This is a genomic window from Erysipelatoclostridium sp. MSK.23.31, from assembly GCF_019125875.1.
Taxonomy (GTDB): Bacteria; Bacillota_I; Bacilli_A; order Erysipelotrichales; family Coprobacillaceae; genus Thomasclavelia; species Thomasclavelia ramosa.
In genome coordinates, this window is record NZ_JAHOCB010000128.1 from 1 (window position 1) to 471 (window position 471).

At 35.5% G+C, this 471-nt stretch carries 1 protein-coding gene; it reads left to right on the plus strand.

Annotation, left to right across the window (positions count from 1 at the left end):
• Nucleotides 1-471 (plus strand): PTS transporter subunit EIIC (locus KSU54_RS18630; protein WP_217746771.1); only part of this gene is annotated, 471 nt, incomplete at both ends.

Below are 471 nucleotides of genomic sequence, written 5' to 3' on the forward strand. Positions count from 1 at the left end.
CTGCAGTAAAAGAAGCATTATTTACACCATTAATGTTAGAAAATATCGAAACATTCTCTAAAACAAATGATGCAAAAAGCGATGAATTACACATTTTCGCAATGGCATGGTTACAAATGTTCGGTGAATTTGGTGGTTCTGGGGTTACAATCGGTTTAGTAATTTCTATCTTAGTTTTCTCAAAACGTGAAGATAACCGTACAATCGCAGGTATCTCATTAGTACCAGGTTTATTCAACATCAATGAAACAGTTACATTTGGTATCCCAATGGTATTAAACCCAATCTTAGGTATTCCATTTGTATTCGCACCAATTGCTACTTTAGCAGTAGGTTATATCTTAACTGTAATTGGATTCTGTCCAAAAGCTGTAATCAATACACCTTGGACAACACCACCTATCTTACATGGTTTCTTAACTACAGGAGCTAATATCATGGGTGCTGTATCTCAAGCAATTGCAATCGTAG